The organism is Candidatus Methylomirabilota bacterium (assembly GCA_036005065.1).
GTDB lineage: Bacteria > Methylomirabilota > Methylomirabilia > Rokubacteriales > DASRDR01 > DASYQW01.
Genome location: DASYQW010000179.1, coordinates 1 through 6,540, shown reverse-complemented (window position 1 = coordinate 6,540; position 6,540 = coordinate 1). Strand labels below are relative to the sequence as shown.

Here is a 6,540-nt window from a genome sequence, read left to right as displayed (position 1 = left end):
GCCGTCAGGCCGGGCTCGCTCGTCGAGGGGGGCCCGAGCGCGTGCTTCCGGGGCAGGAGCCGGGCGTAGGCGTCGGCGAAGGCCGCCGCGGCCGGCTCGCTCTCCCAGGTGGTCAGGGACACGAGGACGGGCGTCCCCCGGCCGTCCTCCCACAAGGCGTAGCGATCGCCACGCCAGCCTGCGGCCGAGACGGCATCCGCGTCCCCGAGGAACTCGCGGAGGATCGCCGCCAGGCCGAACTCGCCCGCCGTGTCCTCCAGGATCCGGCGCGCCCCCGCGCCGAGGAGCGGGCCGAGATCGACGACCACCACCGGGAGGGGATCCTCCCGGCGGTCGAAGTACCGCTCGGGGTGGAGGATCTGCGTGGTGGAGCGCGGCGGATCCGTGTAGAGGCGGGAGAGCTCCACCCACGGGTGGCGCCGGCGGAACTGATGGACGAACCCCAGGCCTTGCGCGTAGGGAAACGTCAGCAGCGCGTGGATGAAGCGGGGCGCGCGGCTCAGGACCGGCCCCGTCGTGGACGTGAGGATGGCTCGCTGGATCGCCGCGACATCCGGGAGCCCGCCGAGATCTTGCCCCTGGCGCCGGAGCATCCGCTCGATCGGGAGGGCGACCGCCTCGCCTTCGATGAGCGCCTGCCGGGCCAGGCCCTCGTCCCCTTTGCCCGGCGTCGAGGTGAGGAAGCGATCGAGGTCGAACTGCCGGTCCTGGAGCAGGTGAACCAGCTCGTGGGCGAGGGCTTCCCGCTGCTCCTCGGGCGAGAGCCAGTTGGCGAGGACCATCACCTTGCCCACCGGATCGTAGTAGGCGGCGGCCTGCTCCACGACGAGGTCGGTCAGGAAACCCGCCAGGTCGAAGGCCGGCGGGACCAGGCCCCAGGCCACCATGGCTCGCCGCTCCGCGTCGAGCCGGGCCGGGGGCAGCTTCCGCCTCATCTCGCCGGCGATGAACCGGCGGCGCTCCTCGCGCGAGCGGACGACGACGCGCGGCGCCGGGGTCCCGGCGGCCGGGCGCCCGCGGAGCTGGGCCAGCTCCTGGAGGAGGCGTCCCGCCTCGGCGGCCAGCTCGCGGGCGGCGACGGCCTGGGCGTAGGCGGCGGTCGGGCTCGCGAGGGCGAGAAAGAGGGCCAGGAGGCCCCGGAGCGCCGGGGATCGGCCCGGGGGCCTCACGACGCCGCCTCGTCCGGTCGCGCCGCCGGCGCCGTCGTGGCGGCTCGGCCCGACGGCGGGCGGATGAGGGTCGCCGCCGCGATCCCGCCCGCGACGAGGAGCGCCGATACCCCGAGGGTCCACGTGATCGGCTCGTGCAGGATGAGCGCCGTGGCCAGGACGCCGAAGAGGGGCGTCGTGAGCGAGAAGGCGGCGACGGCGCTCGGCCGGTAATGCTGGAGGACCCACATGTTGGCGATGAAGTTGAAGCCCGCGATGAGGAACCCCTGGTAGAACAGCGACCCGGCCAGCCCGGGCGTCCAGCGGATCGGCTCGGGCTCGAACCAGGCGGACAGGGCGACGAAGAGCGGGGTGCCGATCACGACCTGGGCCAGGAGCGGCTTCACCGGGTGGATGAACTGGAGCTGGCGGTTGAGCACCACCTGCCGGAGTCCCAGGAGCAGCGCGCTGAGGGCGAGCACGAGGTCGCCGGCGACGATCGTCGAATCGGACAGCCGGACGGCGGAGCGCTGGTCCGCGAAGAGGAGGATGACCCCGCCATAGCCCAGCAGCACGCCGCCGAGCTTGCCGAGCGTCATCCGGTCACCCGGCACCAGGAAGTGCGCGATGACGACGATGTGCACGGGGTACGCGTTCAGGATGACGACGGCGTGGCCGGCCGTGGACAGCCAGGTCCCGATGTTGAGCGTGCCGAGCTGCACGGCGAACAGAAGGCCGAGCCCGAGGAGCGGCCAGAGCTCCCCCGGGCGCAGCGTGAATGGAGCGCGCGTCCACCAGCCCCACCCGAGGACGCAGAGGCCGCCCAGCACGAAGCGCATCCAGCCGAGGGCCAGCGGCGGGGCGTCGGCCAGGCCGAGCTTGATGGCCACGGTGTTGCCACCCCAGAGGGCGGCGAGGAGGAGGATGAGGCCGACCGCCCGGACATCGAGCTCGCGCGGGGTGGTCACGGCGGTACTCTCGGATCAGCAACTTGAACGGGTCCGGCGTTGGGACCGGGCCGAGACCCGAGCAGCCCTAGGACGCAGGGAGGAGGCGGGCCGAGGCGTATGCCGCATACGTTGAGGCGCGCCGACTACCGAGGACGACGGGCTGCGAGGGGGATCGGCCCGGTCCCGCTCATCGCGTGTTCTTCTCGACGCCGGTGATGCGGAGCGCGGCCGACTTCGACTTGTAGCGACGGTTGAGCCGGACCATGAGCGCGGTCAGCCCCTCGAGGACCGGCGCCATGGTGAGCGGCCCCGCGTCCAGGCAGCGGACGCCGAGGTCCTCGATCAATCCGGCTGCGGTCGACTTGGCGTCGGCGTCGTCGCCGCAGATCAGGACGTCGGCGTCGAGCGTGTGATCGAGGCTCCCGAGCTCGTCGGCCGCCAGCGCATGGAGACCCGCGACCACGCGCGCGTCCGGCCCGAGCACGGCCTGAGCCTCCTCGGCCGCCGACCCCTCGCGGGGTGGCGCGTAGAGGCGCGGACCTCCGAAGTCCAGCGGCACCACCGTCTCGAGCACGATCTTGCCGGCCAGGACGGGACGCAGGTCGGTGAGGAGCGCGCGGTGTCCCGCGTGGGGAACCGTCACCACCACGAGGTCGCCCTCGCGGCCGGCCTCCTCGTTGGTGCGACCGTCGAAGGCGCCGCCCGGCACCTGGCGCGCCAACTCCCGCGCTCGCTCCCAGGCGCGGTCGGGGCTCCGCGAGCCGATCAGGATGTGGTGACGGGCCCGCGCCCAGCGCAGCGCCAACCCCGTCCCCTCCTTCCCGGTGCCGCCCAGGATGGCCACGATCATCCGAGCACCCACCAGGCGGCCGCCGCCACGCCCGCCGCCGCACATGCCGCGCCGACGACCCGCCAGAAATTGGTTCGGAAGAGGGGGACCGCGAAGAACGGCGAGTGGTGCCCGGCGGCCCGGATGCGTCCGTCGAGCATCCCGTCGACCAGCTCCATGCCCTCCGCCGTCAGCACGTCCAGGATGACCCGGGCGAAGGCCGGGTCGGCGAGGGCCGGGTGCCCCACGTAGCCTTGGCCGCCGCTCCGCAGCGGATAGTTCGGGACCAGGCGCGCCGGCAACGAGTAGCGGGCGGGCGGAAGCGCGCGGTAGCCGTCGTCGACCAGGTCCGGTCGCAGCACCAGCATCAGGGAGGTTTCCCACCATCCGCCGTGGGCGTCCTCGGCGAGCGCCTGCCGCTCGGCGGCCGAGAGGGGACGGCCGAGGGCCGTCTCGACTTTCGGGAGGTAGCGACCCCGGAGGAACTCCCACGCGAGGTGGCCGGTGAAGGAGGCCATGGTCACGCCGTGCCGGCGGGAGACGATGCCGGCGGCCTCTTCGAGCGCCACCAGGTGTCCCGGCCCGGCGTGCCCGTTGGAAACGAGGATGTAGCGGAACCCGGCGCGGGCCAGCGAGGCGCCGAAGTCCACCACCGCGTCGCGGACGACCCGCTGGCGAACGCGGATCGTGCCGACCGCGTCGAAGGTGAAGCAGCCGAGGTAGAGCGTCGGGGCGAGGACCACGGTCCAGCCGGGCCGGCGGGTCGAGAGCTGCTCGGCGACGGTCCGGGCGAAGGCCTCCGCCGTGAAAGCGTCGACGCCCACCGGCAGGTGAGGGCCGTGTTCCTCGAGCGGGCTGACGGTCAGGATGATGACCGTTCGGGCTCGGTCGAGCGCGTCGAGGGCCGACGAGGAGAGCTCCTCGAGCCGGCACACGCTCACCGCGGCACCCCTCCGAGCCTTCTCGGCGACGTCAGCGACGGCCCCCACGCCCCGCCGCTCACATGGTCTCTCTAGGGGTTGCGACCGCATAATCACGCCGGGCGCCCTCCAGTTCGGCCACGATCGCCTGCCGCTCCGCCAGGAGCCGGGAGGCGGCCTGTCGGTGGGTCAGGGCGAGAAACCCGAGGCGAGCCTGGCTCCGGAGCCGTCCGAGGCCCGCCACGTAGTGGTAGGCGACGAGCCCACTCGTCGGCAGCGAGAGGGCGAAGGCGCCCGCCCACCAGAGGCCCGCCGAGCGCCAGACGAGCCACGTCTCGAGTCCCCAGAAGAGCGGGAAGGCCACGATGCTCGCCAGGAGTCGCACGGTGGCGTAGTCGGTTTCCTTGCGGGCGAATCGCCGCGAGAGCCAGCGCGGCAGAAGGTATGGCAGGGCGTTCACCGCCGCCCCGTACGCGCAGAGCGGGAGGCCGGCCAGCGCGAGCCCGGACGACGAGAGACGGCGGCGGGCGGGTGGCCCCTCGGCGCGAGCCCGGACCGCTTGGTCGCGGACCCGGTGCTCGGCCAGCATGGCGCGGTAGCTCTGGATACGCTGCCAGAGGCGTTCCACCCGCTCGGGCTCCCGGGACTTGAAGTAGGCGACCGCGTCGACGATGGCGCGGGTGACGCGGAAGGTGTCGATCTCGCCGGGGGCAAGCCCGCGGAGTTCGCGGAGCTGTTGCGCGAGGTCGCCTCCGTACATCTCGTCGATGGCGCGGACCAGCTCCGCGGTGTCGATGCGCTCGGCATGGATGACCTGGGCCTCCATCCCCCACTGTATCCGCGTGGTCAGGGCATCCACCGCCTTGGCGGGGTCCTCACGGAACTGCTCGAGGTGCGGCGCGACGGGCACGGGCGAGCCGAACGCGATCAGGACGCGGCTGCGGAACGACTTGCGCGCCTCGAAGGTGAGTCCCACTGGAATCACCGCGAGCTCGTCGGCGGCCCCGGCCTCGCCCTCGCGCCGGGCCGCCTCGTAGGCCAGGGCGATGCGCGCCGCGCCCGTCCTGATGCGCTGCACGCGCGCCTCGGCGTGGGTCGTCCCCTCGGGGTAGATCCCGATGAGGCGGCCTGCCGCGAATGCCTCGAGGCAGGCGGCGAACATCTGGGCGTTCCGGTCCATCGTGTCCGGGCCGTCCTGTTTCCGGTAGACGGGAATGGCCCCACAGCGTAGCAGGAACGCGGCCAGCAGCGGATGGCGGAAGAGCGTGGCCGTGGCGAGGTAGTGCACCTTCCGGGGAAGGACGGCCCCCACCAGGAGAGAGTCGATGAGGTTGTTCGGGTGATTGATGCAGAGCATCACCGGGCCGCGCGCGGGGACCCGCTCGAGGTGCCGGGCCTCGACGGCCTTGAACAAGAACCAGACCCAGAAGCGCGCGATCAGGCGGATCGCCGCGTAGAACCGGTCGATCTCGGGGCGGGGAGCCGGAAACGCAAAAAATGACAGGGACTTGCCGATCACGGACCAAGTGTAGGGAAGGGGGCACCATGTGTCAAGGATTCGCCTCGTCCGGCACGGCGCGTGCAAGACACCTCCGGGTGCTCATCGGATCTGAAACGGAGGTGACAGCATGCAAGAGCAACTCAGAGTGCAGCAAATCCCGGTGAAGGTCTACTCGACGGCGGAGCGCCTCATGGTCGCGGCGCCGATGCCCGGGCTCGGCCCCGAGGACATCACGGTCGAGGTCACGGCCGAAGGATACCTGGTGCTCAACGGGAAGCTGCGCGGCGCGCTGAAGGGTGACAAGGAGGTCCTGATGGACGAGTGGTCCGTCGGCCCCTACCACCGCAACCTGGCCCTCTCGGCCACCGTGGACGGAGAAGCGGCGACCGTGACGTATGGCAACGGCGTGCTGGTCGTCGCGCTGCCCATCGCCGCCCAGACCCGGCCGGCCATCCTCACGCTCGAGCGCGTGGGGCCGGCGCGGGGGGAAGGCGGGACTCGTGCGGCCTGACGCGATGCGCCTTGACACCGAGGGCCACCTGGAGTTTCAATGGCGGTTGACGGAGAGATGAGGCGCCGTCTTCCGTCGTGGCAGGGACCATCGAGGAGGTTACGATGGAAACTCCGCCGGACTGGCAAGGCGCGCCATCGGCAGCAACACCGGAACCGGTGGCGCGCGTTACGGCACGGTAGTCCTGGGTTCCCGGTTTCTACCGGGACGCGCAGGAGGATGCCTGCGCACCCTGATCGAAGCCCGGGGATGGGAGTGGTGCACCAGTCCCATCCCCGGGCTTGATGTTTTCAGGGACCGGAGTACGGCAGATTGACCTGGCGTTGCGCGATGGGGCAGCGCTCCGAGCGGCGGCTGTGCCACCGCAACCGAGGGGGGGCATCGGGGGTCTTCCGAGCCCCCCCCGAAAAGACCTAGCGGAAGAGGTCCTGAGAAGGGTCGCGCCGGAGCTCGCGCGCCGAGCCCGCGCCCGGCGTGAACGCATACCCCCGGACCACCGCCACCGGCACCCCGTCGAGCTGTCCCATCACGAGCTCGGCGGCGCTCGCCAGCTCGTCAGCCGCCGCGATGACCGTGGCCTGGAGCGTGTAGCCGTGGGCGTCCGGGACGCCCAGATAGCTCTTGAGCGGGCGCATCCCGGCCACGCCGATCGCGACATTCTGGAGGCCTTCGCGCCACGGG

The 6,540-nt window shown here is 72.1% G+C and carries 7 protein-coding genes; 1 reads left to right on the top strand and 6 read right to left on the bottom strand.

Translation table 11 applies throughout. From position 1 onward, the window contains the following. The 5 genes from VGW35_13265 to VGW35_13245 form a co-directional block, all read right to left on the bottom strand. The coding region (locus tag VGW35_13265) for an ImmA/IrrE family metallo-endopeptidase (protein HEV8308625.1) at positions 1-1,169 on the bottom strand (1,169 nt) is incomplete at its 3' end. Then, a complete protein-coding gene (locus VGW35_13260) occupies positions 1,166-2,116 on the bottom strand; it encodes a DMT family transporter (GenBank protein ID HEV8308624.1) in 951 nt (316 codons plus the stop codon). The genes VGW35_13265 and VGW35_13260, both read right to left, overlap by 4 nt. Positions 2,117-2,285: 169 nt before the next feature. Continuing rightward, entirely contained in the window at positions 2,286-2,960 is a 675-nt protein-coding gene (gene npdG, locus VGW35_13255) for an NADPH-dependent F420 reductase (GenBank protein HEV8308623.1), read from the bottom strand. Further along, positions 2,945-3,868: a creatininase family protein gene (locus tag VGW35_13250; GenBank protein ID HEV8308622.1), complete on the bottom strand. Its 924-nt coding sequence runs from the start codon at positions 3,866-3,868 to the stop codon at positions 2,945-2,947. Before VGW35_13250 ends, npdG begins: the two co-directional genes overlap by 16 nt. A 58-nt stretch (positions 3,869-3,926) precedes the next feature. Next, entirely contained in the window at positions 3,927-5,366 is a 1,440-nt protein-coding gene (locus VGW35_13245; GenBank protein HEV8308621.1) for a lysophospholipid acyltransferase family protein, read from the bottom strand. A 109-nt stretch (positions 5,367-5,475) separates the two neighbouring features. Here VGW35_13245 and VGW35_13240 point away from each other — a divergent pair, with 109 nt between their 5' ends. Further along, complete coding sequence (locus VGW35_13240) at positions 5,476-5,859, top strand: Hsp20/alpha crystallin family protein (GenBank protein HEV8308620.1); 384 nt, start codon at positions 5,476-5,478, stop codon at positions 5,857-5,859. Between the two features lie 413 nt (positions 5,860-6,272). On the opposite strand, the gene VGW35_13235 is transcribed toward VGW35_13240, so the two are convergent. After that, on the bottom strand, positions 6,273-6,540 hold a 268-nt coding region (locus tag VGW35_13235; protein ID HEV8308619.1), incomplete at its 5' end, for a coenzyme F420-0:L-glutamate ligase.